22 protein-coding genes are annotated in these 25,196 nt (G+C 38.5%); 10 read left to right on the top strand and 12 right to left on the bottom strand.

Annotation, left to right across the window (positions count from 1 at the left end):
• Positions 1-63 precede the first annotated feature (63 nt).
• Positions 64-450: a Rid family hydrolase gene (locus V0410_RS02815; RefSeq protein ID WP_330746226.1), complete on the bottom strand. Its 387-nt coding sequence runs from the start codon at positions 448-450 to the stop codon at positions 64-66.
• A 300-nt stretch (positions 451-750) separates the two neighbouring features.
• On the opposite strand from V0410_RS02815, the gene V0410_RS02810 reads away from it, so the two are divergent.
• The 5 genes from V0410_RS02810 to V0410_RS02790 all read left to right on the top strand — a co-directional run bounded on the left by V0410_RS02810 (position 751) and on the right by V0410_RS02790 (position 7,029).
• The gene (locus V0410_RS02810; protein WP_137904009.1) at positions 751-1,104 is read left to right on the top strand and encodes a hypothetical protein; all 354 of its coding nucleotides are present in this window, start codon (positions 751-753) and stop codon (positions 1,102-1,104) included.
• A 130-nt stretch (positions 1,105-1,234) separates the two neighbouring features.
• The gene (locus tag V0410_RS02805) at positions 1,235-3,544 is read left to right on the top strand and encodes a TonB-dependent siderophore receptor (RefSeq protein WP_330746225.1); all 2,310 of its coding nucleotides are present in this window, start codon (positions 1,235-1,237) and stop codon (positions 3,542-3,544) included.
• 3 nt (positions 3,545-3,547) lie between these two features.
• A complete protein-coding gene (locus V0410_RS02800; RefSeq protein WP_330746224.1) occupies positions 3,548-4,993 on the top strand; it encodes an ABC transporter permease in 1,446 nt (481 codons plus the stop codon).
• Positions 4,994-6,340: an ABC transporter permease gene (locus V0410_RS02795; protein ID WP_330746223.1), complete on the top strand. Its 1,347-nt coding sequence runs from the start codon at positions 4,994-4,996 to the stop codon at positions 6,338-6,340.
• Positions 6,334-7,029, top strand: a complete 696-nt coding sequence (locus V0410_RS02790) for an ABC transporter ATP-binding protein (RefSeq protein WP_330746222.1) — start codon at positions 6,334-6,336, stop codon at positions 7,027-7,029. The genes V0410_RS02795 and V0410_RS02790 overlap by 7 nt, the downstream gene beginning before the upstream one ends.
• 97 nt (positions 7,030-7,126) lie before the next feature.
• Here V0410_RS02790 and V0410_RS02785 read toward each other — a convergent pair whose 3' ends face one another.
• Positions 7,127-8,422, bottom strand: a complete 1,296-nt coding sequence (locus tag V0410_RS02785) for a cryptochrome/photolyase family protein (RefSeq protein ID WP_330746221.1) — start codon at positions 8,420-8,422, stop codon at positions 7,127-7,129.
• Between the two features lie 187 nt (positions 8,423-8,609).
• Between V0410_RS02785 and V0410_RS02780 the strand changes: the two genes are divergently transcribed.
• Positions 8,610-8,852, top strand: a complete 243-nt coding sequence (locus V0410_RS02780; protein WP_330746220.1) for a hypothetical protein — start codon at positions 8,610-8,612, stop codon at positions 8,850-8,852.
• Between the two features lie 65 nt (positions 8,853-8,917).
• Here the strand turns inward: V0410_RS02780 and V0410_RS02775 are convergent, their stop codons facing one another.
• The 3 genes from V0410_RS02775 to V0410_RS02765 all read right to left on the bottom strand — a co-directional run bounded on the left by V0410_RS02775 (position 8,918) and on the right by V0410_RS02765 (position 11,134).
• Positions 8,918-9,682 (bottom strand): hypothetical protein, encoded by a 765-nt coding sequence (locus V0410_RS02775; protein ID WP_330746219.1) that lies wholly within the window; start codon positions 9,680-9,682, stop codon positions 8,918-8,920.
• A complete protein-coding gene (locus V0410_RS02770; protein ID WP_330746218.1) occupies positions 9,679-10,173 on the bottom strand; it encodes a MarR family winged helix-turn-helix transcriptional regulator in 495 nt (164 codons plus the stop codon). The genes V0410_RS02775 and V0410_RS02770 overlap by 4 nt, the downstream gene beginning before the upstream one ends.
• A 115-nt stretch (positions 10,174-10,288) precedes the next feature.
• On the bottom strand, positions 10,289-11,134 hold the full coding sequence (locus V0410_RS02765; protein WP_330746217.1) for an AraC family transcriptional regulator: 846 nt from the start codon (positions 11,132-11,134) through the stop codon (positions 10,289-10,291).
• Positions 11,135-11,205: 71 nt separating this feature from the next.
• On the opposite strand from V0410_RS02765, the gene V0410_RS02760 reads away from it, so the two are divergent.
• Together V0410_RS02760 and V0410_RS02755 are read left to right on the top strand one after the other, a co-directional pair.
• A complete protein-coding gene (locus V0410_RS02760) occupies positions 11,206-12,582 on the top strand; it encodes an MFS transporter (protein WP_330746216.1) in 1,377 nt (458 codons plus the stop codon).
• Positions 12,583-12,620: 38 nt separating this feature from the next.
• Positions 12,621-13,010: a hypothetical protein gene (locus V0410_RS02755; protein WP_330746215.1), complete on the top strand. Its 390-nt coding sequence runs from the start codon at positions 12,621-12,623 to the stop codon at positions 13,008-13,010.
• Between the two features lie 64 nt (positions 13,011-13,074).
• On the opposite strand, the gene V0410_RS02750 is transcribed toward V0410_RS02755, so the two are convergent.
• The 3 genes from V0410_RS02750 to V0410_RS02740 form a co-directional block, all read right to left on the bottom strand.
• Complete coding sequence (locus V0410_RS02750; protein WP_330746214.1) at positions 13,075-13,725, bottom strand: HD domain-containing protein; 651 nt, start codon at positions 13,723-13,725, stop codon at positions 13,075-13,077.
• A 91-nt stretch (positions 13,726-13,816) separates the two neighbouring features.
• Complete coding sequence (locus tag V0410_RS02745) at positions 13,817-14,674, bottom strand: helix-turn-helix transcriptional regulator (protein WP_330746213.1); 858 nt, start codon at positions 14,672-14,674, stop codon at positions 13,817-13,819.
• Between the two features lie 122 nt (positions 14,675-14,796).
• Positions 14,797-15,954, bottom strand: a complete 1,158-nt coding sequence (locus tag V0410_RS02740) for an MFS transporter (RefSeq protein WP_330746212.1) — start codon at positions 15,952-15,954, stop codon at positions 14,797-14,799.
• 429 nt (positions 15,955-16,383) lie between these two features.
• Here V0410_RS02740 and V0410_RS02735 point away from each other — a divergent pair, with 429 nt between their 5' ends.
• On the top strand, positions 16,384-16,995 hold the full coding sequence (locus V0410_RS02735) for a GNAT family N-acetyltransferase (protein ID WP_330746211.1): 612 nt from the start codon (positions 16,384-16,386) through the stop codon (positions 16,993-16,995).
• 51 nt (positions 16,996-17,046) lie between these two features.
• Here V0410_RS02735 and V0410_RS02730 read toward each other — a convergent pair whose 3' ends face one another.
• On the bottom strand, positions 17,047-17,961 hold the full coding sequence (locus tag V0410_RS02730; RefSeq protein WP_330746210.1) for a helix-turn-helix domain-containing protein: 915 nt from the start codon (positions 17,959-17,961) through the stop codon (positions 17,047-17,049).
• Positions 17,962-18,037: 76 nt separating this feature from the next.
• A complete protein-coding gene (locus V0410_RS02725; RefSeq protein WP_227942818.1) occupies positions 18,038-18,835 on the bottom strand; it encodes an SDR family oxidoreductase in 798 nt (265 codons plus the stop codon).
• Between the two features lie 134 nt (positions 18,836-18,969).
• Here V0410_RS02725 and V0410_RS02720 point away from each other — a divergent pair, with 134 nt between their 5' ends.
• A complete protein-coding gene (locus V0410_RS02720; protein ID WP_330746209.1) occupies positions 18,970-22,311 on the top strand; it encodes a DEAD/DEAH box helicase in 3,342 nt (1,113 codons plus the stop codon).
• A gap of 98 nt (positions 22,312-22,409) precedes the next feature.
• Here the strand turns inward: V0410_RS02720 and V0410_RS02715 are convergent, their stop codons facing one another.
• Positions 22,410-23,720 carry a GEVED domain-containing protein gene (locus V0410_RS02715; RefSeq protein WP_330746208.1) on the bottom strand — a complete coding sequence of 437 codons (1,311 nt, stop codon included), beginning with the start codon at positions 23,718-23,720 and terminating at the stop codon, positions 22,410-22,412.
• A 241-nt stretch (positions 23,721-23,961) separates the two neighbouring features.
• Positions 23,962-25,137: an acetyl-CoA C-acyltransferase gene (locus V0410_RS02710; RefSeq protein WP_330746207.1), complete on the bottom strand. Its 1,176-nt coding sequence runs from the start codon at positions 25,135-25,137 to the stop codon at positions 23,962-23,964.
• Positions 25,138-25,196: the final 59 nt, after the last annotated feature.

Below are 25,196 nucleotides of genomic sequence, written 5' to 3'. Positions count from 1 at the left end.
TACCGTCGAATATGATCTCAATCATATACCGAATAAACAGTACATAGAATTCTGATAATCCCTTTAAACTTTAGCTGTAACTTTAATTTCCACTTTCTGCCCGGGAAGTGCCAGCTCAGTCACTCCGACAATGGTACTGGCAACCATACAGGACTCACCATAAAATTCTTTTCCAAAAACCTTTCTGCTTTCAAAGCCTTCCTGCATATCGGTAACATAGATGACTTCTTCTGTAACATGGCCGGCATGTAATCCAAATTCACTCAGCAACTTGCCTATATTCTGATAGGTCTGTCTGAACTGGTTCTCCATTCCTTCTGCAAGATTTCCCTGCATATCGTGGCCAAGCTGTCCGGAGATCCACACCGTGTCACCGCTTTTTACAGATTGCACATAGCCATATGCCTTTTCCCAGGGCATATCAAAAGTTCTGAATTCTTTAGTATTCATAATGTATTTATTTTTACAATATTCTGTAATCAATAAACAGGCACAAAATCATAATAAATTGATTATAAACTTATTTAAATGGAATTCACCTAAAATAATATACGAAATACCGTAGTTTTATGAGTGCTTTATTTTATATCATTGTTTATCAATATTGCTGCAAACCCAAATAGCCAATCATTTTGATCCGGTAAATGGTAATTGGAACTGAATTATTTTTAATTTTTAAAGAAAAACATCACCTAGTTTTTCTTCATCATTCAATTTTTATCAAATTAAATTGTACATTTGCTTTCTGTTATGCAAAAATTTCTCAGAGTCTTTTTTGTTTTTTCTTTGCTTCTGATATTTGTTTCAAATGTCAGCGGGGTAACCACATGTCTTGATCATGCCAGACACGCCAAAAGTAAAGTAATCTATAAAAAAGGTTCAAAAGAAGAGAAAATTCCTTCCTTTTCTCAGGACGATGAATGTCAGTGTGCCCTTCATATGCATATGACACAAATTCTTCTCCCTGACTCTTTGAACATGGATTTTGCCATTGACACAACCAGTGATAATGAAATGCCGCAGCCAAAAGCCATTTCCTATCGTTGTCTTCTCGACTTTTTCAGCTCCAGAGCTCCCCCAGCCTTATTTTCCGCGGTAGCTTAATCGATGCTGCCTTACTATTTCGTTTACAGATTTTTTGGTCTGTACTGTAATTCCGTGGATACCTGTGTCTTTACACAATTAAGGATATCCTTTTATTAATGGGCCATTCGCTGCCCGTACATGCTTATTCATGACTACCAGTAATTTTAATTATTCGGGAATAATTTATTGTATTTCCCCAAATCCTGTAAAGCTTTTCAGTACAGGTTTCATCACTGTCTCATCACTTCTTTTTGCTCAGTCACGTCCGGAAGATTCGTTATCTACGGTGGTACAAACTGTTGAGGTAATCGGAAGAAAGTCTAAAGATTATACTTCCGACTACTCTTTTGCTGCCACCAAGATTGCGATGAAAAACAAAGATCTGCCTTTAACGCTCAATACCGTTACCAAAGAACTGATCACCGACCGCCAGGCTTTTCAGCTTGGAGATGTCATGAAAAATGTGAACGGTGTTTCTCCTTCAAGCTATTATAATCAATACAACATCCGTGGGATCAGCCAGAATGAAGAAGGCCAGATCATCAATGGAATGCGGACAAGGCAATATTATTTTTTGCAGCCCATGACTTCCAATATAGAACGTGTGGAGGTCTTCAAAGGTCCTGCAAGTATTACTATGTCCAGTGTAGATCCCGGAGGAACCATCAATATGGTTACTAAAAAACCATTATCCAATCCTCGCCATGAAATCAGTTTATCCGGTGGAAGCTTTGAAACTTATCGTGTTACTACAGATCTTACAGGCCCTTTAAATAAGAGCAAAACTTTATTATACCGTTTTAACGGAGCGTATCAGAATGCCCGTTCATTCAGGGATCATGTTAAAAACAGTGGTATCCTGATCTCCCCTTCTATCACTTTTGTTCCGAATGAAAAAACATCCGTGAATGTGGAAATGATTTTCAATGATCTCTATGGAAATCTGGATCGGGGACAACCTATTTTCGGGGCAGTGGCAGGAAAAACAGATTTATACAGCACTCCACGATCTTTGAACCTGGGAGCTCCTGATGATTTTTTTAAAACAAGGGAACTGATCCTGATGGGAACCGTTGCCCATCATTTTAACCAATATATCAGCTTTAATGCATCTTATATGAAGCAATACTGGAGAGAAAATCTTCAGGAGCACAGAACTACCAATTCATTTGTTCCTGATATGAACAATATCCCGGTTTCCAGCCTTGCCATGATGCAGTTTGTTCAAAGAAAACAAAACTGGGCAACAGATAATATCAATGCGTATTTCAATTTTAAATTTAAAACGGGTTCTGTTCTGCATCAGGCTCTGATAGGTTACGACAGCCAGATCTGGGAGAAACGCAAAGGCGGAGAGCAGAATGCAGCAAGAGGTTTTCTTTTAAAGAATGGCTCTGTGACTTCCTCTTATAATCCAGCAAAAGCGTCAGATTATCAGACCATCAATTATAATGGAACAATCATTCCCAGACCTAATGTAACACCATTTGACCTGAATCCGGGAGCAGCCAATTATCAGGGTACTGATTTTAATACGCTTAATGTAATCACACCCTTGCCTTCTGCTCTTACCACAACGCATGCTGCTTATATTCAGCATCTTCTTACCTGGAAAAAGTTGACAATATTATCGGGAATACGTCAGGAATGGTTTCAGGATATCACCAATTTCAAAGAAGCCAATGAGTCATCGTTCAAAAATAATAAACTTCTGTACAGATTCGGGATTACCTATAGTGTAACGGATCATATCAATGTATATGGAACTTATTTAACCGGCTATCAACCTCAGTCCAATACCGTAACGTTGATGCCCAATACATCAGGCCTTACCGGATCTGCAGCCCGATTTAAGCCTCTGACTTCTGATCTTAAAGAACTGGGAATCAAAGCGCAGCTTTTTGGCAGAATTTCACTGAATCTTGCAGTGTATGAAATCAAACAAAGAAATATAATCATCAATGCCAATAACCCTTCAGAACCTGATGAGCTTGTACAGCGAGGTGCTGACCGGAGCCGTGGATTTGAAGCTGAATTTTCCGGACATATCCTTCCTCAATGGCATATTTACGGAGGCTACAGCTATATTGATGCTACAATACTGGATGACACCAACCGTGATCTTGTGGGAAAAAGAAAGGAAAACACTTCTAAAAATTCGGTGAATATCTGGACACGCTACAATTTTTCAACTATTGAATTCCTCAAAGACTTCGGAATCGGTGCCGGAATACTGTATCAAAGCTCTAAAATCCCCTGGTTTACAAGAAGCTTTGAACTTCCCGCCTATACGACATTGGATGCAGCATTGTATTACACTCCGGCAAAAACGGTCCAGCTCTCTTTCAATCTGAATAATATAACCAACAAAGTCTATTGGATCGGAGCTCAGAACTACTTAAGACTGTTTCCGGGAACTCCAAGAAATTATCTGCTGACTGCTACTTATAAATTTTAAACTATGGCTATTTCTAATTTACAACTGATGGTGAGAAAAACCTGGCAGGATTTGTTTAAAGGAAAACAAAATCTGTTCACCACGATTGCCGTACTCCTGTTCTGTATGCTGAGTATTGGCATAGGATATACAAAATACACCGATTCTTTTTCGAAAATAAAAGAATACCGGAAGGAAGTCCGGGAAAACTGGGAACACAGACCGGATAAGCATCCGCACCGTATGGCTCACTATGGCTATCTGGTTTTCAGAATCGGACATCCGCTGAATATTTTTGACAACGGTCTGGATGACTTTCTGGGAAATGTCATATTTCTGGAGGCTCATAAACAGAATACCGCCAATCTGTCGGAAGCGGGAAGCTCGGGTACTTTGGTAAGATTCGGAGCGTTCAGCAGTGCATTTATTCTGCAGAGCATTGTCCCGTTGATTATTCTCTTTTCAGGATTTGGGTTAATTGTACAGGAGCGTGAGAATGCCACTTTAAAAATCATCAGTGTTCAGGGAACTTCCGGAAGAGCAATTATCTGGGGTAAAATTCTGGGGCTATGGCTCTTTTCTCTCTGTTTTCTTATTCCCGTAATTCCTGTTGTTTTCATCGCTGCACTGATGTCCGAGACAACAGATTCGGCGGATATTCTATTACGTCTGTCATTACTGCTGCCTGCTTACATGATTTATTATTTTTTTATCTGCACATTAACCGTTATCGTATCGGCCAATAGTAAACGTACCTCATCAGCACTGATCAGCCTTATCGGGTTCTGGCTTCTTTTTATTATCGTTCTGCCTAAAGGAATTCAGTTTGCAGCACAGAATTTATATCCTGCCCCTTCCCGGATTGCTTTTGAAACAAGCCTGGAAAAGGATATTTTAAAGTCAGGAGACAGCCATAATCCTGATGATCCGCATTTCAAAAAAATCAAGGATTCTTTACTGGCAAAATATCAGGTAAAAACAACCAATGAACTTCCTTTCAACTATGGCGGATTCGTTATGAAGGAAGGGGAAAAAATAAGTTCACATATCTATATCAGACATCAGAAAGAACTGCAGAACATTTACAGTAAACAGCAAAATCTGACTGATATTTCAGGATTCATTAATCCTGCTATTGCCATTAAAAACTTTTCCATGACTGCTGCAGGAACAGATTTCTTTGCTTATAACCAGTTTCAGAAACAGGCAGAAGAATATCGCTATAAAATGGCTCAGCACTTAAATGATTTACAAATTGAGCACATCAGCAATATTAAACTGGAAAACGGCGGACCAGCTGCTGTCATCGACAGGCACAACTGGGAAAAGTTTCCGGATTTTCAGTATCAGTATACTTCTGTTCTGAAAAGTTTAAAGCAACAGCCAATACCTGCTGCTGCATTAGTTCTGTGGATGGTTATCTGCATCATTGCTATCGAAATAAGTGGAAGAAAATTAAAACTCATCTAAATGAACCGTTATTTATATATCCAATTTTACCGTAATAAATCGTACATCATTGCACTTCTGTTTCTGTTGATGGCAGGGCTTATGGCTATCTATACAGGAAAAAAATTCCTGGACAGGAACGAAGACATCATCTCCCGAAGCGGAGCATTTCAGAAAGAAAGTATTGAAAGAAATACAAAATTTCATAAGGATGATCTGGGACTGGTTCTTTATTATATTAAATTCAATCTGGTGAATGAAACACCCAGGCTGGCTGCTTTAAATATCGGAATGCGTGATTTAAACCCTTCTATTCAGGGAGTAACCATCCGGAATCTGGAAGAACAGCGCTATAATGCAGATTTTTATAATCCCGCCAATGCAGCTGTTGGAAATTTTGACTTCAGTTTCGTTGTTGTTTTCCTGTTTCCACTGGTGATTGTCGCATTCTGCTATAATCTGATTTCTGAAGAAGAAGAAAAAGGAACCTGGAAGCTGCTGTCCGTTCAGAGCGGTAATTTACAAAAGCTCCTGGATCACAAGATGTTCGTACGTCTTTTGGCTGTTACAGCTGTTTATTTCGCATTAATTATCATCGCTTCAGTCTGGATAAAAATACCTTTAGATTCTTATTATATTGCTTTTATCATCAGTGGCTGGCTGTATATTATTCTTTGGTTTGCCTTATGCAGATGGATTGTATCGTTCCGTAAAACATCGGCCCAGAATGCATTAATTCTGCTGATTGTTTGGGTCGGCATCAATTTTATTATCCCGATGAGCGGTAATATCCTGATACAGAAGCTTTATCCGGTACATGAGTCCCTTAAAGCTGTGATGGAACAGAGAGAAGGCTATCACAACAAATGGGATGAAGCTAAGCAGCCTACGATGGAAAAGTTCTACAAAGCATATCCTCAATACAGAAATTTTACCGTGGAAGAGAATGATGCATTCACCTGGACCTGGTATTATGCCATGCAGCATATGGGAGATCTTGAATCGGCAAAATCTTCGGAACAGTATACGGAAAAAATGCAAAAAAGGAATCAGGCAGCAGACTATTTAGGCTATTTCCTTCCGAATCTTCATACTCAGCTGGCACAAAGTCATTTAGCAAAATCTGATATGAATAATCATTTACAGTATGCTTCATCGCTCAAAAAATTCCATGAGAAAAAAAGGCTGTTTTTCTATCCTTTAATTTTCTCAGGCAAGAGTGCGGAATCTGTCAACTGGGCACAGCAAACGATAGAGGTTTTCAAATTCTCTTCCTCTATCAAATGGATACAGGTACTTCTTCCCTATCTCATCTTCATTGCTTTATTCATCATTCTTTCACAATATAAATACAGAAAACTATGTTAAAAACAGTCAATCTACATAAAAAATACAACGATTTCACTGCCCTTCATTCTCTTAATCTGGAAGTAAAAAAAGGTGAAATTTTTGCACTGCTCGGACAAAACGGAGCTGGAAAAAGTACAACGATCAATATTCTTTTGGGACTCATTAAAGCAACATCCGGAGATGCCTTCATTAATAATATTTCGGTAAAGGAGGAACCTCAGAAAATTAAAAGACATCTTGCCTATATCCCTGAAACCGTTCTTTTATATCCTCATCTTACAGGAATAGAAAACCTTGATTTTTTCTCCAAAATCGCAGGTTTTGATTACCAGAAAGATGAACTGTCTGCGCTCCTTAAACGTACCGGTTTGCAGGAAACCGCCCATCATAAAGCATTGGGCAGTTATTCCAAGGGGATGCGCCAGAAAGTTGGAATTGCCATTGCCCTGGCCAAAGATGCCAAAGTGCTTCTTCTGGATGAGCCTACCAGCGGCCTGGATCCGATTGCTACTGCAGAATTTACAGAAATTGTAAGGCAGCTGGGTAAAGAAGGCAGAACTGTTTTAATGGCAACTCATGATATTTTCAATGCGGTAAGTGTTGCTACCAATATCGGTATTATGAAACAAGGAGAACTTGTCCAGAATTTACCTTCCAAAGCGTTTACAGCACAGGAATTACAGGAGCTGTATCTGAAAACAATCTGATGATTCCGTTACTTCTGTAAGTAACTTTTCATATTAATATCAATTGGTTGATGCCCGGTGACAATTTGTTACCGGGCATTTTGCTAATACCTGATATTTATGCCAAAGCTTTTTTGTATTCTGATAAAGCTCTTTCACGGGCAAAGGTGTGTTCTACTATGGGTGATGGATATGCTGGTGTATTCCATTCGGGGAGCCACTTTTTGATGTACAGTAAATCTTTATCAAATTTTTCTGTCTGAGCCGTTGGATTAAAAACCCTGAAATAAGGTGCTGCATCACATCCCGAGCCTGCAGCCCACTGCCAGTTTCCATTGTTGGCAGACAGGTCATAATCATCCAGTTTTAATGCAAAATACGCTTCCCCCCAACGCCAGTCGATCAACAGATGTTTGCATAAAAAGCTCGCGACAATCATTCTTACCCGGTTATGCATATAGCCTGTCTCATTCAGCTCCCTCATTCCGGCATCTACCATCGGATACCCTGTGGTTCCTTCACACCAGTGCTTAAACTCTTTTTCATTATTCCGCCAGTGGATATTATCATACTGCTTTTTGAAAGACTGATGAACCACCTGTGGGAAATGATATAAAATCTGCATAAAAAATTCACGCCAGATCAGCTCGGACAGCCATACCGCATTATGCTTCAACGCAAAAGCCACACACTTTCTGATGCTGATGGTTCCAAAGCGTAAAGCAATTCCGAGCTGTGTGGTATGCTGTAATGCCGGAAAATCACGGTACTTATCGTAATCATCAATAATAGACGCCTCCAGAACCGGGTTTTTAAAATCAAAATCTGTTTTTTTGAAACCTATTTCCTTTAATGCCATAATCTCAGAATATTTCTGTGGAAAGAGGTTCTTACAATCCAATTCAACAGATTGATAATGCTCAGGAGTTAAGGCTTCCCGCCACTTTTTGGCAAAAGGCGTGTAAACCGTATAAGGCGAACCGTCTTTTTTAACAATCTGATCCTTATCAAAAATCACCTGATCTTTACAGGCTTTAAAAGGAATATTCTTTTCTTTGAAAAAATAATAGATTTCCTTATCTCTTTCAATCGCCTGAGGTTCATAATCTCTGTTGCAGAAAATACCTTTAATAGTATACTCTTCGGATAATTTTCTGAATATTTCTATAGGTTTACCATGATAGGTATTGATTTTTGAGTGATGCTTTTTTAATGAAATATTGATATCCGTCAAAGCCTGGTGGATATAATCAACCCTGCGGTCTTCTTTATCTTCCAGCTTCCCGAGAATATCAGTATCAAATATAAAAATAGGTAGTACTGGTGCATCAGACTGCAGAGCGTGATGAAGTCCGATATTGTCTTCCAATCTCAGGTCGCGCCTGAACCAGAAAATGGTGATTGTATCTTTCATAATTCCTTAATTCAAATTCATTGATCATTCCTGCTTGGAAATGACTCCATAACTAAGGATAAATATACAGATTTACTACATTAATATTTTTAATAATTTGCATGGTCCGGCTTTATCATTACAGTTTATATGATGATATGAATTAAAATTTTCCGACATTTGCCCTAATTATAATAGAAGCTTACGCATGGAAGAATTTGAAGTACCGGTAATCTATAAGGGTAAAGAACTGCTTTTCAACGGAAAGCTTGCCACATTCTCTTATGGATACAAACTGTACGTGGATGTAGACGGAACCGAAGTCGTTATTGAGCGTGATGATCACGGTGACTTAAGAGCTCTTCTCCCCGATGCTGCTTCCGAAAAAAATGTAGATAAAGGACTTATTGAAGCCATTATTGAAGTATTTAAAGAGCTTCAGGTTTTATAATTGGTTCTGCATAAAAAAAGAGACTTTTCCGAAGTCTCTTTTCATTCCAGTATACTGAGTTTCATTTATTCGAAAACTACATAATTGACCTTATCTACGCCTGTATTTCCTGTTTTTTCATGATAGGCATACAGAACAAGCTCATAATTTCCGGGAGAACTGATGATATGGCTTCCTTCAAACAGATTGGTTGAAACCAGCGACATATCTACATTTTTCACCAATTTCCCTTCTTTCTTCAGGATTCCTTTCACTTCTATTTCATCAGAATTCCATACGCCTCCTTTATCAATGACACATCCGCACATCATCACAATATTGGCCTGAAACAGGAAAGGTTTATCTTTAATACTTTTCAAAGCAATATACTGATGGGTTCTTGGTTTCAGAATATCAATAATATATCCCGGAATCTCAAGGATAATTCCTTCTCCTAAAATATGTTTCCCGGGAATCAGCCATAGCTCTGTACTTACCACCGCCTGAGCCTGCTTGCTGTTCAAAGGAGAAACTACTTCTATATTCACAAATGTGGGTTCATCAATATCTATGGCAGCCATAAAACCTCCTGTCTGTTCATCTGTAATGGAGTTTCCTCTGATTTTGGGCGTTTTCATAATCAGATCCGTGTTTCCCGTACTTCCGGTTGTATTTCCTTCTGCCAGAATTCTTTGATTAAGTTTGTTTCTGATGATAATATGCGCGCCGCCCAATGAAGTTCCGATAAACTTTGCATCTCTTGCTTTGGCTCTGATCATGATTTTCGTTTCTGTTGCCGAAATCAAATTCGTGGAAAAAAGAAATGCTGTAATGAGAAGTAATGCTTTCATGATTGAATTGATTTTAAATATTCCTGTTTAAATCTGTGATGAAAAGATTCATTTTTTAATTCCTGATCAATATCATCCAGATACGTTAAAATCGACAGATCTTCTGATAATACCTTCAGAATTGCTTTTTCACAACTGTCCCAGATCTTCTTCAGCTGAGGAAGCATATCAATGGCTTTGGGAGATAATGAAATGATCTGCTTTCGCTTATCTACACTATCTTTTTTGATGATGAGATAACCGCTTTCGCTCATTTTTTTAACGATAGCCACAACGGATGGATGTGAATAGCCCAAAGGCTCAGCGATATCGGTAATAGAAATTTCGCCTTTTTTCTGCAGCAACATAAAAACCAGATACCAATTGGGTTCCACATCAATTCCGAATTCTTTATAAAACTTCCGCACATCATGAGACATGCGGTCACTGATTCTCTTCAGTCTGCTATCCAAAGCTTTATATCCTAGTTCTTTAATAAAGTCAAAATCCATCTGAAATATATTTGATGTAAATATATAAAAATATAAAGTCAACTATATAGTTCACTTTATATTTTTTGAAATCAAATTTTAACCTAATAAAAAAAGCCTTCTTCTAAAAAGATATTTACTTAAAACTTTTCCTGTATTCTCCGGGCGTTACTCCTCTGTATTTCTTGAACAGTTTGGAAAGGTGGCTTTCATCGCTGAACTGGAGCTCGTAGGCAATCTCACTGAGTCTGACACTGCTGTATTTTAAATAGGTTTCCACCAGTTTTAATCTATAGTCCAGCAGATAATCCTGATAAGAAATTCCGGTTTGCTGTTTAAAATATTCTCCGAAATAATTCCCGGAAATCCCAAAATGACCGGCAATAGTCTGAATTCCGGTTTTCTCACGGTCTTTTATATGTTGCTGAATATATGCAATGATTTTCATGATGGAGAAAGCTTTCCGGTTTTCCTGCAGATCTGAAGTTTCACTCTGAATGATATTCCGGGCAATAAGGTTCAGAAGGATCGACATGCAGTTACGGATAATTAGATAATCTTCCGCCTTATTTTTGAATTCATTTGCAATTTGCAGAATAAGGGTTTCTGCAAAGTGCTCATCATTTTTATCTCTGAAGACACAGCCTGCTCTTGCATGATAATTATGGCTGATGTATTGTAGTTTATGTAAATTCTCACAGCTTTCAATACGGTCTGCTTCCAAACGGATTTTATCAATAAACTCCACCGGGCATTGAATTGTAATAAGCTGGGCAGACTCACTTTCAAAACGATAGACCTCCTTTTGTGGAATAATAAAGAGCTTGCCCTGCGAAAAATTAATGTTTCGCCCATCATAAGTAAGCGATCCTTTTCCCTTCACAATATAAACGAATGAGAGAAAAGTGTTTGTTTTAAGTACAATCTCTTCTTTCAGTTCTAATTCTCTTACATCAATCTCTTCAAGAGGCAATCCTTTCATGACACACTGTATTTTCCTCCAAAAGTACAATTTTAACAGAACACAAAGGAGGTAATTTTGCTCAAAAAAATATGAACATACATCCGAAACGGTGGCAGGCACTCAACTTTCTGATTGCAGGTGCTTTTCTTTCACCACTGGATTATTTTATTGTTAATATGGCTCTGCCTTCCATCAAAAAATCACTGAACGCCAGTGATCATCAGCTTCAGATGGTTATAGCCATTTATGGACTCACCTATGCCGCACTTGTTGTGTGTGGCGGACGCCTGGGTGATATTTACGGACGTAAAAAGATATTTATAGCAGGATTGTATACTTTTCTGTTTTCCTCTCTTGCCTGCGCTTTTTCTCCGGATGTTACATGGTTAATTACTTTCAGATTGTTTCAGGGTGTTGGTGCATCACTGCTTGCTCCACAGGTACTGGCTTCTATAAAAGACCTTTTCAACAGTCAGGAACAGCCTAAGGCCGTAGGTATTTTCAGCTCGGTATTTGGTCTTGCTTCGGTGATCGGACAGTTATTTGGCGGAATTCTTTTAAGCATGCATTGGGGAAATTTTTCCTGGGAAATGGTGTTTCTTGTCAATGTGCCAATTACCATTATCTGTATTCTGGGCATTCATTTTACTATGAGCAACAGTACCCCGAAAGAACAAACAGGTATTGATTTTGTGGGAGCTTTATTATTAGTTATTGCCTTACTTTTTCTCATCTGCCCTCTTATTTTCGGCCAGAAATTCGAATGGGCATGGTGGATTTTCGGAATATTTGTCACCGGAATCGTATTAATAATTTTATTTTTAAAACACGAGAAGAAACAGCTCAAAGATAATCGCCCCATACTTATAGAGCCGGCTTTATTGCAGCAGAAACCTTTCGCATTAAGTCTTCTGATTATTTTCTTTTATAATTTCACAGCTGGTTTATTTATTTGCTATCCTTATTATCTTCAGCAGTTTCTTCATCAAAATTCAATGCAGACAGGATTTGCCATCATTCCTTATGGTCTCGCTTTTTTTCTGGCACCATTGGTTACTTCCAGAGTACAATTAAACGCATCCAAAATGATCTATATAGGATTAGGATTGTTAATGACAGGATTTCTGATAAGTGCAGCTGTTTTTTATTTTCAGCACAAACCCTCATTTGTGACTCATCTGACATTGTTTATTGCCGGATTTGGACATGGTACGATTATGCCGGTCATGATGCGGACGGCCATTTCCCTGGTTTCAAAAGATAAAGCCGGGCAGGCTTCAGGTTTGGTAAGTATTGGTATTCAGATTGGGAGCGTCACCGGAGGAGCTGTTATTGGTACGCTGTTCTTTAATCTGATCCCAATTCTGGGGTTTACAGAAGCCTTTGCAGCCGCTGTAGGAATGATAGGTATTTTTCAGCTGGCTGGGCTCTGGGCACGAAACAGATTAAGCAAAATTATTAATTAAAAGATAAGTTTAAATCAAAAGATATAATACATTTAATTATGAATAATACAGAAAAGATCATTTGCGAAATAGAAGAATTCCACGGGAATATCGAAAAATGGTTTCAGGGGAAAGCCGAAAATCAGGAAAGTCTTTATCAGGAGTTATTAGCCGGATTTTCACAAGATTTTAAATTGATTAATGGAAACGGAGATACTGTTACCCTATCTATGCTTGAAGAATGGCTTCCAACTGTATTTGGAAAATTTCCTGAGCGAAGTCTTCAGGTTGAAAATATTGAAGTGAATCATTCTGCGCATCACGGACTTGCTGCCTATATTGAAACACAGGTCACTGGAGAAGTCCTGACTAAGAGAAAATCATCTGCGGTATTTTTGCTTGATAAAGAAAAAGCACTCTGGCTTCATCTTATAGAAAACTGGATATAAACCATAACAGCCCTGATCATCTAGGAATGTCCGGGGCTGTTTATTTTTTGAAAGAGCTATTTTCCTATTCAGACCATGGAGAATGTAAAATACAGTCGCAGAAGTTTTTCCTTTCAAAATTTGGGATCATGAAGGCACATACATCTGCTTTTATATTTCCGAAAGTAGTTTCGGTTTTATGTTCAAAACCACCGAAAAATGTAGGAATAATCTTCTTTTTGAAATCATTTCTCGGAAAAGCTCTGATAATCTCTTCCCGATGTTCCGCACTCAGGTTTTCATAGCCTTCGCCCATCACATCCAATCCCACTCCTGAATACATTAAAGCAACCTCATTTTCTTTATGTTCCGCAATTCCAATGGTAGTGTGAAGGGCAATTGTGTCCCAAACGAGCTGAAGTTTATCCTGAGCAATACCATGACCCTTCAAAAAGTCTCTGGCTGCATTGGCTCCGTCTACTTCAAATCTCAGATCCGGGCTGCTGTAATGAGAAACAAGCCCCAGATCGTGAAATACGGATGCTACATACAATAGTTCCGAGTCATGCGCTTTGTTTTCACGTTTTGCATGTAAGGAAGAAAATAGAAAAACACGCATAGAGTGATTGTAGATAAATTCTGTTCCGTGTTCCAATAGAAGTTCTGTGGCTTCTGTTGCAATTTTACTGTCCGGGATGATGATTCCCGCAACTTCTTTCATACGATGTACTGACATATCTTTATATAATTTTATCCAAAGATATCCTGATTAGAAATGCTTCGGAATATCAATAAATGCCAATAAGATGTCAAAATTTCCGTCGAAATTATATTCCGATATGAATGAACTTACTGCGATAGTTTGCCGGAGATATTTCCGTATTTTTTTTAAAGAAGTGGCTGAACTGCTCCGATGTACCGAAATGAAGCTGATAAGCAATCTCTTTTACAGAATGGGAACTGAACTGAAGAAGTCTTTTTGCCTCTGCTATAATCTGTCCGTTGATGATTTCTTTAGCACTTTTATCAGAACACCGTTTACACAATTCACTTAACCTTCTTGGCGTAATATTCAATCTTTCCGAATAATCATTCACGGCGTGAAGGCTATGATACTGACTGCTCAGCAATTCCATAAACTTGCGGTAAATGATATAATCCTGACTGTCAAAAGTATCCTCTTTTACCATTTTTACATTCGCCAGCTTGATCATCATGATTTTTAAATAGGCCGCCAGTACATCCATTTGATTGCTATAAGATGTTGCTTTGTATTCCGTCAATAAGTTTTTACATAAGTTTAAAAATTCATCTGTTTCAGCTTGGTCCGGTATCAGTTTTTGATTCGCAGCAGCATTATTAAACAGAACAGCCTTGCAATTGCTTGCACTGGAAGGAACTCTTTCCCAGAAACAATCGCCAAAGGAAATATGATAGCCACAGACTTCAGCATCATTTTCAAATCTGCAGATCTGGCCTTTTGAGAGTAAAAAAATTTCCTGATCTGTAATATCAAAAGAGCGCTCATCTATCACCAGTACTCCTTTACCTTTTTCAATCATTACAATGTGATGATAATTAAGCCTCACAAAATTCACGAAATACGGGAGATCATCTTCCAATCGTTTTACGGAAAAAGAATGGTCAATAACAGATTCTGATACAATTCCTGAGACCGGCTTCATAAAAGGAAATTTTTAATAAAGATAAAAAGTATTTTACAATGCAAGATTAGGTAACGATCATGAGCCAGAACATGTCAAAAAACGCTTAAAAGATGTCAAAAAACCCCTTAAAAAGAAATTGATTATGATTTCCTGAAGACTTTCATCTGCCCCGCCATAACCGCCAGTAAAATTCCAAAGCAGGCAAAAAGTCCGTAGGAATATCTAAGATCAAAACTTTCTGCAATATATCCGATAAGAGGCGGACCCATCAGAAATCCTAAAAATGAAATACTGGAAACAAATGACAAAGCAATACTCGGAGCTACGGTACTCACTTTTCCTACTGTACTGTAAACGGAAGGTACACTCAGGGAACTTCCAAGGCCAATAATCATAAAGGCAATAATGCAGATCCACAGTTCCGGAAAGAAAACACTTAGGAAAAGTCCGCTGCTCATCAGCAGTCCACAACACTGCAGAACGATCTTTTTCCCATATTTTTCAATGATTTTATTCCCGATAAAACGACCTAAAGTCATCATTAAGATAAAACTTGTATATCCCAGTATGACAAGGTTTTCAGGTGCTTTAACTATAGTTTGAAAATAAACCCCGCTCCAGTCGAACATTGCGCCTTCAATCGCCATACTCAGAAAGCCTATAATTCCCAAACCAATCAGTGTAGGATTCACCGCTTTGAAAATGGAACGGGTCTGCGGTTCTGCTTTATGAATAATATTGGTCAGATTTTTTGTACTGTAAAACCAAAGTATTCCTACCAGAATGAAAATAAAAAGAAAATGATAAAAAGTTCCTACATGGAGATTAATCATCAGCAACCCGATTAAAGCCCCTGTAAGCCCTGCAAAGCACCATGCCCCGTGATATGAAGAAAGAAGGGTTCTTTTCGTGATAGATTCTATCTCAATTGCCTGTGTATTGATGGCAATATTGCACATATTCCCGGACACGCCGAAAAAGAACAGAACGCCCCCTAAAGTCCAATAAGAAGGTGATAAGCCAATTAAGAGAAGAAAAAAAGGATACAGCATAAAGCATCTTTTAATAATTCCGCTGCTTCCGTAGATGCTGATCAGTTTTCCGGCCAGAACCATCGTCGACAGCTGTCCTATCGGCATCAGAAGCAACAGCGTTCCCAACTGTGCTTCAGTAATGGAAAGAGCAGTTTTAATGATAGGAATCCGGCTCGCCCAGGAGGAAAAAACAAGCCCGTGGGCAAAGAATAGTGAAAAACAGGCGGTCGGCATTTTTGCATTAAAAGATGGGGTCTCGTTCATTATAACAGGGTAATAAAATCCTTTTTGCAAATTTAGACACGCTGCGCTATTAAAATGTAGTTCATTTTTGTCATTTTTATGTTCCATTTTGACCAATTAATGAAATTGCCGACCTCATTATGGTGGAAAATCACTTTATTTTTTGAACACAAATTTTTATTTTCAAGTCTGTTTAAACTTAACCACAAAAGTCACAAAAGTTTTTATTTTCTAAACACTTTGGTATACTTTAGAAAGTTTAAGGAAATACTGTGTAATTAAGTTCACATAAGATGAAAATCTTTGATTTTCAACAAAACTTTAGGATACTTTTATACACAAAGCATATAACTTTAAATAGTTTAAGTGTTTAAAAAGCTTTTGTGTCTTTTGTGGTTTTATAATGTTTAAATAACTTTTTCATTAATTTCGTTGTATAAATAATGAGCCATGAAAGAAAAATGGATTGCTTATCCAACCATTTTGGAAGGGGAAACAGTTGAATTAATTCCTCTTGAAAAACAGCATTTTGAAGAATTATATACTGCCGCATCAGATAAAGAACTTTGGGAACTCATTCCTACCGACTGTTCAGAGGAGACGATGTTTTATAAAACTTATGAATTCGCTTTATCAGAAAGAGAAACCGGAAATCAGTACCCGTTTGTCATACGACATAAAAAAACCGGAAAACTGATCGGCTCCACCCGCTTTTTTGAAATATATCCTGCAGACAGAAAACTGGAAATCGGATGGACATGGATCACCAAAGAGTTCTGGGGAACAGCCATCAACCTGGAATGCAAATTACTACTGCTCACCTTCTGCTTTGATGTGCTGAAAACAAACAGGGTACAGTTGAAAACGAAAGACGATAATTTCAGATCACGAAAAGCGATCGAAAAAATCGGTGGTGTATTTGAAGGTATTTTACGTAAAGACAAAGTTCTCAGGGATGGAAGCACAAGAAATGCGGCTTATTACAGTATTTTGGATGATGAATGGACCACTGCAAAATTTAAAATTGAAGCTTTGATTAAAGAAAAACAAAGTGTTGGCTAAAAAGCACACAATAAAAAACACCTGATATTTGAACCAGGTGTTTGTATTTATTTAATTGAAAGACTGTCTGTAACTCAATGGTGTTTTATCGGTTTTCTTTTTAAACAGCTTATTGAAAGACTGCGGATGTTCAAATCCGAGAGCATACGCTACTTCAGATACAGAAAAACCTGTGGTAGTAAGATATTCTTTCGCCTTTTCAATCAGTTTTTCATGAATATGCTGCTGGGCATTCAATCCGGTAAGGTTACGAAGCATATCACTCAGATAATGGGGTGACAGATTGAGTGTGGATGCTAGAAACTCCACTGTTGGAAGCCCTTTATTTAATGTTTCCTGCTCGTTAAAATACTTTTCCAGCACCACATCCATTTTAGCCAGCACATCATTATTGACTGCCTTTCTGGTAATAAACTGTCTTTTATAAAAACGGTTGCTGTAATTGAGAAGCACATCAATATAAGAAACAATAACGTCCTGACTCACTTCATCAATAGCTGTATTTAATTCATTTCCAATATTATCCAACAAGCCTGTTATCGTTGTCTTTTCCTGATCAGACAAGTGCAGTGCTTCATTCGTATCATAAGAAAAGAAACCGAAGTTTTTGATATTCTTTGCCAAAGGATAACTTCTGATAAAATCCGGATGTACCAGCAAAGTATACCCGCTGTATTCTGCATTCTCATCGGTGGAAAGAACCTGTCCGGGTGCTGTGAACATCATGCCTCCTTCATTGAAGTCATAATATCCCTGGCCGTAGCCCATTTTTCCCACCGTGGAATATTTATACGAGATCTTATAGAAATTCAGGATAAAGCTTCTCTTCAGCATATCTTTTCTGATACTCATTTTCGTATTATCCACAAGGCTTACCAACGGATGAAGCGGCTTGGGCAGCTGCAGCATATCGTGCAATTCTGATATGGATGAGATCTTCAGGGGAATATTATCTTTTTTTTCCATAATATAAAATTATAAATTATTGGGTGAAAAAGACAGTACAAATGTAATTTACTTATACTGTCTTTCAAAAACCTGATTACATAAACTGTTTTCCGAACTGCTCTCTGAATGCTTCATCACCTAGTTCAAGACGCTGTGCATAGATGGCTTTAGCATCTTCTCCGGCCACATATCTCAGTTGTTTTTTACCATCTGTTGCAGCCTCATAAACTACTGCTGCAATCTGTTCCGGTGTAGATGCCGCTTCCATCATTCCTTCCATTTTAGAAAACAAAGAATTCGTCATCTCTTCATAAGCAGGACTGGATGCTGAGTCCAGAGAACGGCTTACAAAATCCGTTTTGATTCCTCCTGGAGAAACAGTTTTAATATCAATTCCCAAAGTATTAAGCTCAAAAGCTAAGCTTTCACTCCACCCTTCAAGCGCCCACTTGGTTGCATGATAAGTAGAACCCAATGGGAATGCTACCAGTCCTCCTATAGACGTTGTAGAAATGAACATACCTTTTTTCTGTTCTCTGAAGTAAGGAATAAATGCCTGTGTAACGCGTATAACCCCTAATAAATTCGTGTCAAGCTGTTTGACGATCTGATCATCAGAAAGCGCTTCCAAAGGTCCTATAAGGCCATATCCCGCGTTATTATACACCACATCGATGTCTCCAAGTTCAAGAGCCTGCTTTACAGTAGACTTAATCTGTTCCGGATTGGTAACATCCAGCGGAAGTACAGTTACATTCTCCAAAGCCGCAAGATCAGCTGCTGCTTCAGGGTTTCTCATAGTGGCGATTACTTTCCATCCGTTGTTTTGAAATAATTGGGCAGCTGCTTTTCCTAATCCTGTAGAAGCACCTGTTATAAAAATTGTTTTCATTTTTCTTGGTTTAAAATTACAGGACAAAGTTCAGCATTAGAAGAAACGCCGGAGTTGCCAAAATGGGGTAAGGTGTAGCCAAAACGGATTCTTCAATACATTTGTTTTTTGTAAGTTTGTCCCGATCTATTTTTATGGCAGAATATATTCTTGACAACATCAATATCAGTACACTTTCCGTATATGACCTGCTGAAACATACCTCAGACAGTACGTTTATCGGGATCAGGGATTTTCGTGAGATCTATCCTGTGGCTATTGAAAATAATACAGGAATATTTACAAAAGAGTCTTCATTACAGGATTTTCCGGTGGTTACCATCAGCAAAATAAACAGCACTCTGCTTTGTTCCTGCACCTGCAGCAATGAAAAGAACCAGCTTTGTTCTCATCAGGCAGAAATAATCCACTGCATTATTGAGGATAAAAACTATCGCCTGTTTTTTGATGACGCACTCCGCAAAAAAACCTTTCTTCCCAGAGCAAAAGAATATGGTCTGGAAAATGAGCCGGATCTGGATCAGTATTTTGAACTGGAATTTACTGAAGGTAAAATTAAAATACTGCCCAAAATCAAAGAAATGCTTCCTGCAGATGATGTGATGCTGACAAGGGATCTTCTTCCTCAGCTTCCTTCTAAACTGGATGAGCTGGCAGTATTGGAATCGGGTAAAAAGCAGATATTGGTTATCGGTAAACACCGTTATTACAATCATATGACCTTCTCTCTGATGGAGGCAGAAATAACACAGACAGGAAAGCTCAAAAATCCCGTAACTCCTGTAGATGCTATGCAGCTTATCTGGAAAGCAGAGAAACCGGCAGACATCAAATTTTATACTGCCATTACTACTTTTCAGAACAACTATAATGAAGATTACAATACGGCAGAACTGGAAGCTTTAAGGCTCATTGTACAGAATCCTCTGGAGCTTGAGGTCTATTATCATGACAGGGAGATCGCAGAAACCGTTTCCTCAAAGTCACTTTCCTTTATTGAATTAAATACTTTAGATGCGGAGGTTCAATTATCTGTACTTAAGAAAGATCCGTTTTTTGAAATCACCGGAGAGCTGTTGTTTAATGACATTGCTCTTCCATTTAAAAATATAGTTCTCAGAAATGAGTATTTTGTATATAACCGAAACATTTTCAGCTTTGTAGACAATCCGGACATGCTCAGAATCATCCGGTTCTTTAAGGCTCATAATGAAATTTTACTGGTTCATTCTTCAAAATATGAAGCTTTCATGCAGGACATCCTGTCTACTTTAGAAGAGCGTATCCATATTAATTACAGCTATATACAACCCGCAACGAAAGTACAGCTTGAAGACAAGAATTATCAGACTGAAAAAGTCATTTATCTCCGTCAGCAGGAAAATTATATAGGAATTACTCCCGTCATGAAATACGGTGATGTGGAAGTTCCAGTCTATTCCAGGAAGCAGCTCTTTGATACCGATCAGAATGGAAATCCATTTAAAATAGAAAGAAACGAATCAGCTGAAGCCCGTTTTACTTCTTTGGTGATGCAGCAGCATCCTGATTTTGAAGATCAGATGGACGGCTACCAGTATTTTTATCTCCACAGGGATAAGTTCCTGGATAACAACTGGTTTCTTGAAGCATTTGAGACCTGGAGAAACGAAGGAATTACCATACTTGGCTTTAACGAATTAAAAAACAATAAATTAAATCCTCACCGGGCAAAAATCAATATTCAGATTACCAGCGGACTGGATTGGTTTAACGCTAAGCTGAAAGTAGGATTTGGACCTAAAGAAGCTTCTTTGAAACAGCTTCACCGGGCCATCCGGAATAAGAGTAAATTTGTCCAGCTGGATGATGGCAGCATGGGAATTCTTCCCGAAGAATGGATGGAAAAGATAGCTGCTTACTTCAGAGCGGGAGAAATTGATGAAGAGCTTTTAAAGATTCCGAAAATCAATTTTTCGGAGGTAACGTCGCTGTTTGAAAAAGAAATTCTGAGCAAGGAGATTCAGGAAGAACTTACCTCCTATTCCGCCAGGTTTTCAAAAGTAAAGAACATTCCGGAAGTAGCTGTTCCCGCTGAGCTGAATGCTGAGCTGAGAGATTATCAGCATGACGGATTGAACTGGCTTAATTTTCTTGACAGTTTCAACTTCGGAGGATGTCTTGCAGATGATATGGGGCTTGGAAAAACCATTCAGATCATTGCTTTTATTCTTTCGCAGAGGGAAAAAAGAGGCCATACCACCAACCTGATTGTGGTTCCTACTTCCCTGCTCTTCAACTGGCAGGAAGAGATCAGCAGATTTGCACCTTCCATAAAAGTTCTGCTTCATTATGGTGTGGACCGACCGAAAACAACAGCTCATATGCCTGATTATGAAGTGGTCCTTACCACCTACGGAATGCTTCTTTCTGACATTCAATTTTTGAAAAATTTTAATTTCAATTATGTATTTCTGGATGAATCACAGGTGATTAAAAATCCTAATTCAGAAAGATACAAAGCCGCAAGACTTCTCCAATCAAGAAACAGAATTGTACTGACGGGGACGCCCGTTGAAAACAGCACCTTTGACCTTTACAGCCAGCTTTCTTTTGCCTGTCCCGGATTGTTGGGAAATAAACAGTATTTTAAAGACATTTATGCTATTCCTATTGATAAATTTGAGTACAGCAAACGTGCCATAGAGCTTCAGCAAAAGATAAAGCCATTTATTCTCAGAAGAACAAAGAAACAGGTTGCCAAAGAACTTCCGGAGAAAACTGAAACAGTAATTTACTGTGAAATGAATACGGAACAGCGCAAGATCTACGATGCTTATGAAAAAGAACTTCGTGAGTTTATTGCCGCCAATGATGACGATGATCTTAACAAAAACAGCATGCACGTCCTTACAGGACTTACGAGGCTCAGACAGATCTGTAATTCCCCTGTTCTGATGAAAGAGGGATATTCAGGTGAAAATGCCGTTAAAATTGAAATTCTGATGGAACAGATCCTTGGAAAATCCAAAGATCATAAAATCCTTGTTTTCTCACAATTTGTCGGAATGCTGGATCTGATCAGAGCTGAGCTGAAACGCCACAATATTCAGTTTGAATATTTAACAGGTCAAACGAAAGACAGAGGTGAAAAAGTAGCTCATTTTCAGAACAATGAAGATATCCGTGTATTTTTGATCAGCTTAAAGGCCGGAGGTGTCGGTCTCAATCTTACCCAGGCAGATTATATTTATCTTGTTGACCCATGGTGGAATCCTGCAGCTGAAAACCAGGCTATTGACCGAAGTTACCGTATAGGACAGACCAAAAATGTAATTGCTGTACGGATGATCTGCTCCAATACTGTAGAAGAAAAGATTCTTACCCTTCAAAAGAAGAAAAAAGAACTGGCTCAGAATCTGCTGACTACAGATGGAAAGAAACTTCAGGGATTGTCTAAACAGGATTTGATGGATTTACTGGGATCTGAATCGTAATATAAAAGCTTAAAAACAGCAAATAAAAAACCGACAGGTAAAAGACCTGTCGATTAAAAAACAAAAATTGATATGGATATGATTTAGATATGATGTGTCTATTTTTTAATAATCTTTTCTGTAGCTGTTTTCTGATTTTTTGTATGAATTTTGATCAAATAAGTTCCTGGAACAAAACGGTCCATTGAAATCGTCATCGAATTACCTTCCAGCATCTTTTGTCCGGACATGTTATAAATTTCATATTTCTCCAATCCTCCTTTCATCTTGATTGTTATAGAATTAGCGGTAGGGTTTGGATATATTGTAACAAGATTTGATGCCTCTTTGGAAACTTCAAGGGTTGAAAGACTCTCAGGCTGAATATTTATAGTATAATCTTCTGCCTGGCCGATAAACCAATCTGAAGGACACGGAAGATTCTTCAAAGCTCCCATCCATGAATTGGATTCATAGGCTTTTACCAGTCTGAAACGGGTTTCTCCCAACTGTGCTCCTGCCGGAATGGTGATATTTCCTGTTGTCACCCCGGACTGATGGCCGGGAACCGGATTGGAATTATCCAGATAGCCCAGATTAAACTGCTCATCGGCATCAAACTGTTTATTATGGTTAAAATCAATATAAGCATAAGCGGATACGGTGGTTTGGCCATGGGTACCACCTGTAATATTTATAGGATAGCTATTTCCACGGTTCACATTGAAAACTGTTGCTGTAAAGTTTTCAAGTACATCAGAATTCCCGTCAAGTGCACTGTTTCTAATAACTCCGGCAAATTCTACCGTACTGATCTCACTCACGGTTGAGCTTGTAATATTTTCAGTACCGCAATAAGGAGCCGGGAAACTCGCCGTATTTCCAATGATATTCAATGTATAATCTTCCGTCTGCCCTGCTCTTAAACTGCTGTCGCAAGCTGAGCTTATAGAATTAGCGGCTGACGGATTTGAATAAGCCTGAACATTGGTATTTTTAAGAACTCTCATTCTTGTACTTCCGCTGGCAGCATTAGCCGGGATTGCTATGGTATTATTCACTGTAAAAGCATTGGCCGGATTAGCGGCATCAAGTCTTCCGATATAAAAGCTCTCTCCTGCATCATCAAAATTTCCGTTCTGATTAAAGTCTATAAAAACAACTACATCGCTGGGAAATGTACTGGAAGGACCTTGTACAGAGATTGGATAAGAACTTCCCGACTGCAGATCTGTGGAGATTGCCGTAAAATTCTCATAAATTTGTGCATTGGAGGACTGAACGGGTGATGAATTATTAATCGTTCCGAAAGTCACATTACTGATCATATTACTGTCAGCTCCATACTGAAAGGTTGGCATACAATATTGCAGCTGCGCATTCGTCAGGGATGCAAGTACAATACCAGAAAGAGTAGTTATTTTTTTCATTTTCTTTGTTCAATTTCTTGGGACAAATTTATATTTATTTAGAATGAATAAAAATAAGAATGTAATGATATTTATCAGTTTAATAAAAATAGAGCATTAAACCTTCGTCTGTACTTATTGAATATTCTGTTTGACCAATGGATAATCAATCTGTTACCAACGCAAAAGATCCTTCTCAAATTTAACTTTAAGAAAGATCTTTTTTAATATAATAATTGGAATCTAAAGTATTTTATCCCTTTTAGCCTATACTTTCAATAAGAACGGCGGAAGCGCCTCCTCCTCCATTACAGATGGCAGCAATTCCGTACTTCCCTTTTTCCCGGTGTAAAACATTCACTAAAGTGGTCATAATTCTTGCTCCTGAAGCACCGATCGGATGTCCTAATGCCACTGCACCACCATATACATTGACTTTGTTCAGGTCATAACCCAGGATTTTCTGATTGGATAAGATGACTGAAGAATACGCTTCATTAATCTCGAAAAGGTCGATATCTGACAGATTGAGACCTGTTTGTTTCAACAATTTCTGAATAGCGATGGAAGGTGAAGTAGTAAACCATCCCGGTGCCTGCGCAGCATCTGCATAGGCTATTATTTTTGCCAAAGGTTTCAGATTATGGTTTTCTATAGCTTCTGAAGAGGCTAATATTATGGCAGAAGCACCATCATTCAGATTGCTGGAATTGGCTGCTGTGAGGGTCCCGTCTTCTTCAAATACAGGTTTCAACAAGGAAATTTTCTCCGGGACAAGCTTATCAATATCTTCGTCTTTATCAACGATTGCAGTTACTTTTTTCCCTTCAATGGATATTGGGATCAATTCGTTGCCAAACTTGCCGTTTTTTGCAGCTTCCTGAGCTCTCTGGTATGAGAGAAGGGCATAATCATCAAGCTCCTGTCTGGTAAGTCCATATTTCTTCACACCCAATTCAGCTGCACTTCCCATGTGGAAATCATTGTAGACATCCCAGAGCCCGTCTTTAATCAATCCGTCCGTAAGATTGGTATCTCCCAGCTTTATTCCCTGGCGGATTTTGACATAATGCGGAACGTTGCTCATGCTTTCCATTCCTCCCGTCATAACAATATGATCCATCCCAAGCTGGATCTGCTGTGCACCCATCATTGCCGATTTCATTCCGGAAGCACAAACTTTGTTGATTGTGGTAGCGTCTTTGTCCACAGGAATTCCGGCAAAGATAGCCGCCTGCCTTGCTGGCGATTGTCCCAATCCGGCACTCAGCACATTTCCCATGTATACACTGTCTATATGTTCCGGAGCAAGTCCGATACTTTCGTAAGCATTCTGAATGGCCAAAGCCCCCAGCTGAGGTGCTGTTAATCCTGACAGACTTCCCATAAAACCACCAAGCGGGGTTCGTTTTGCTGCTACTATAAATACTTCTTTCATAGATTTTATTTTTAAATATACCGACCGGTATATTATTGTTTTTAAAAAAATCCTTTTTT

The sequence above is a fragment of the Chryseobacterium sp. CP-77 genome (assembly GCF_036362765.1).
GTDB classification, from domain to species: domain Bacteria; phylum Bacteroidota; class Bacteroidia; order Flavobacteriales; family Weeksellaceae; genus Chryseobacterium; species Chryseobacterium cupriresistens.
The sequence above is the reverse complement of the archived record's forward strand: the minus strand, read 5'-3'. Positions and strand labels throughout refer to the sequence as shown.

Coding starts and splice junctions, on each gene's coding strand:
- V0410_RS02815 (WP_330746226.1), bottom strand. CDS start 450: ATGAATACTAAAGAATTCAGAACTTTTGATATGCCCTGGGAAAAGGCA.
- V0410_RS02810 (WP_137904009.1), top strand. CDS start 751: ATGCAAAAATTTCTCAGAGTCTTTTTTGTTTTTTCTTTGCTTCTGATA.
- V0410_RS02805 (WP_330746225.1), top strand. CDS start 1,235: ATGACTACCAGTAATTTTAATTATTCGGGAATAATTTATTGTATTTCC.
- V0410_RS02800 (WP_330746224.1), top strand. CDS start 3,548: ATGGCTATTTCTAATTTACAACTGATGGTGAGAAAAACCTGGCAGGAT.
- V0410_RS02795 (WP_330746223.1), top strand. CDS start 4,994: ATGAACCGTTATTTATATATCCAATTTTACCGTAATAAATCGTACATC.
- V0410_RS02790 (WP_330746222.1), top strand. CDS start 6,334: ATGTTAAAAACAGTCAATCTACATAAAAAATACAACGATTTCACTGCC.
- V0410_RS02785 (WP_330746221.1), bottom strand. CDS start 8,422: ATGAAAGATACAATCACCATTTTCTGGTTCAGGCGCGACCTGAGATTG.
- V0410_RS02780 (WP_330746220.1), top strand. CDS start 8,610: ATGGAAGAATTTGAAGTACCGGTAATCTATAAGGGTAAAGAACTGCTT.
- V0410_RS02775 (WP_330746219.1), bottom strand. CDS start 9,682: ATGAAAGCATTACTTCTCATTACAGCATTTCTTTTTTCCACGAATTTG.
- V0410_RS02770 (WP_330746218.1), bottom strand. CDS start 10,173: ATGGATTTTGACTTTATTAAAGAACTAGGATATAAAGCTTTGGATAGC.
- V0410_RS02765 (WP_330746217.1), bottom strand. CDS start 11,134: ATGAAAGGATTGCCTCTTGAAGAGATTGATGTAAGAGAATTAGAACTG.
- V0410_RS02760 (WP_330746216.1), top strand. CDS start 11,206: ATGAACATACATCCGAAACGGTGGCAGGCACTCAACTTTCTGATTGCA.
- V0410_RS02755 (WP_330746215.1), top strand. CDS start 12,621: ATGAATAATACAGAAAAGATCATTTGCGAAATAGAAGAATTCCACGGG.
- V0410_RS02750 (WP_330746214.1), bottom strand. CDS start 13,725: ATGTCAGTACATCGTATGAAAGAAGTTGCGGGAATCATCATCCCGGAC.
- V0410_RS02745 (WP_330746213.1), bottom strand. CDS start 14,674: ATGAAGCCGGTCTCAGGAATTGTATCAGAATCTGTTATTGACCATTCT.
- V0410_RS02740 (WP_330746212.1), bottom strand. CDS start 15,954: ATGAACGAGACCCCATCTTTTAATGCAAAAATGCCGACCGCCTGTTTT.
- V0410_RS02735 (WP_330746211.1), top strand. CDS start 16,384: ATGAAAGAAAAATGGATTGCTTATCCAACCATTTTGGAAGGGGAAACA.
- V0410_RS02730 (WP_330746210.1), bottom strand. CDS start 17,961: ATGGAAAAAAAAGATAATATTCCCCTGAAGATCTCATCCATATCAGAA.
- V0410_RS02725 (WP_227942818.1), bottom strand. CDS start 18,835: ATGAAAACAATTTTTATAACAGGTGCTTCTACAGGATTAGGAAAAGCA.
- V0410_RS02720 (WP_330746209.1), top strand. CDS start 18,970: ATGGCAGAATATATTCTTGACAACATCAATATCAGTACACTTTCCGTA.
- V0410_RS02715 (WP_330746208.1), bottom strand. CDS start 23,720: ATGAAAAAAATAACTACTCTTTCTGGTATTGTACTTGCATCCCTGACG.
- V0410_RS02710 (WP_330746207.1), bottom strand. CDS start 25,137: ATGAAAGAAGTATTTATAGTAGCAGCAAAACGAACCCCGCTTGGTGGT.